This is a genomic window from Shewanella sp. SG44-6, assembly GCF_014164185.1.
GTDB lineage: Bacteria > Pseudomonadota > Gammaproteobacteria > Enterobacterales > Shewanellaceae > Shewanella > Shewanella vesiculosa.
The window spans coordinates 1-2,120 of sequence record NZ_JACJER010000247.1; the positions used below are offsets into that span (position 1 = coordinate 1).

General features: G+C 42.9%; 1 protein-coding gene and 1 tRNA gene. Both read left to right on the forward strand.

Going from position 1 to position 2,120, the window contains the following annotated elements; all coding sequences use genetic code 11:
- The first annotated feature begins 2 nt into the window (after positions 1-2).
- A tRNA-Ser gene (locus tag H5185_RS21810) sits at positions 3-92 on the forward strand.
- Between the two features lie 98 nt (positions 93-190).
- Complete coding sequence (locus H5185_RS21815) at positions 191-1,591, forward strand: site-specific integrase (RefSeq protein WP_182743224.1); 1,401 nt, start codon at positions 191-193, stop codon at positions 1,589-1,591.
- Positions 1,592-2,120 lie beyond the last annotated feature (529 nt).

Here is a 2,120-nt window from a genome sequence, read left to right on the forward strand (position 1 = left end):
TCGGAGGGATGGCAGAGTGGTCGAATGCACCGGTCTTGAAAACCGGCAACGGTTTATCCCGTTCTAGGGTTCAAATCCCTATCCCTCCGCCACATTCTAAAGTGAAAAAGCCATTGATAATCAATGGCTTTTTTGCTTTCTAGCATTTGAACAATCATATTCTCAGACCCAAAACGGATGACTGAGACATATGTACCTATTCAGAGCCACAAATTGTACCTATTACACCCGCATGGTGTTGCCTGCTTATCTGCGTGATAAAGGCTTCTCTGCCGACATCAAAGTATCCCTGCTCACTAAACAGCGCTCAATCGCGATAGGCCGTAACCTTGTCGTTGCGGGCATCTTACGGTCATTAATCAGCAACTTAACACCACAATCACAGCCAGATGCGTTTAAAGCAAACGTTAATCAATTGATTAATGATGCCCGTGCAGGCTTTGTTGGGGAAACCGATACGCTTGATGATAACGCCAAGCCTGTGCGAGAAATCATTCAGTTTATTCCTACTCGGCCAACGCAATTAGCACATAATAGTGCGACATGTGACAATTATCCCTCACCAACAAACTTGGCATTCTCAAATAATTCGAGTAGTAAAAAACAAACAAATTCAGTCGCTAACGTCACATTGACGGATGCACTAATCAAGTTTATTGCTTCTAAACAAAAGCAGTCTGTCTCAGTGTTAACGGTAAAGCAGCTTAATCAACGTATAGGCCACTTTATTGAAAGAACTCACCTAGATGATGTATTCGACATTACCAGCGCTGAGGCGATGGAATACAAGGATTGTTTACTTGAAGAGGGCAGAAGCCACAAAAGTAACAAAGACTACCTAGCAGCGGTGTCGCAGTTCTTTAAATGGTGCAAACTGATGCGCTACACCAGCGCCAACCCGTTTGATGAAGTGAAACTGTCAAAGCCAAGCAACCAAGCTGGGCATGATTTAGCGCGTCAGCGCTGGCAACCTGAGCATCTTAAACACGTACTGCAATCACAAGACTTTATCGACAAAAGCCAAGACTTTAAATGGATAACACTATTGATGCTGTATCACGGTTTACGACCTTCTGAAGCCTGTCAGCTACACGGTAATGATATAACCGTAATCGATGGTATCAGCGTCATTCACGTCACCAATGAGGGCATGAGCCAACAACTTAAGACAGCACAGTCAAAGCGAACCGTTCCGTTACATCAAAAATTGATTGAGCTCGGTTTTACCGATTTCGTTCAAACCATTAATGACCGAACATCAAAAAACAGTCATTTTAAAAACAGTCCGTTATTTCATTATCAACCCAGTAGCGATGGTGTTTGGTCGCACAGATTCTGCCGAGAGTTTGGCAAATTACTCGACCAACTTAACTTTATCGCAGGTAAACGACCTACAGCCTATTCATTCCGTCACACCTTTATTGATGAGCTTAAGCAACTGCAAATAGAAGAATCGATGGTGGCCCAGCTTGTTGGACACGTTTATCACAACATCACCTATGGGCGATACGGCAAGCAATATGATGTAAAAACACTCAAACCTGTGGTGGATAAAGTCAGTTACACATTGAATCTATTTCTACCAGTATAAGAAGTGGGATTATATGAGAGGATTTTTGCTGAAAAGCTCAACCGTAGAGCGTTAATCATGACAACAGTCAGTAAATCCTGAGTGACTTTATACGCCAAAATTTGCTCTCACAGAACCAATAACCAGCCTGAGAAATGATGAAACCTATCAGCGGCATCATTTCTGAGCAGCACTTATCAAATCCTACGGGCGTAAATCGATAATAAATCTTGCTGAGAAATCGAATATTCACCTTTTCCGCGTTAATTTCACGCTCATTTCACGTAACTGTTCACTTAAAGAATGCAATTTAAACCGTTTCGCACTCAGTGAGTGCGAAGCCAAAGCAGCCCACTTAAAAAGTGGGACTACAGCGAAACCCGGTACGCTCCTATCCCACTTTTGTTCCAAAAGGTCGGATAGGAGCTACGGGCAAGGGGAGAACCCCTTAACCCCGACAGCCACATGCTGCGCATGTGAAAAAGTCAAAAGCCTGAAAGATAAAATCAATATGCACACTTTTATGTGGTCTACACTGTTTTTATGTACA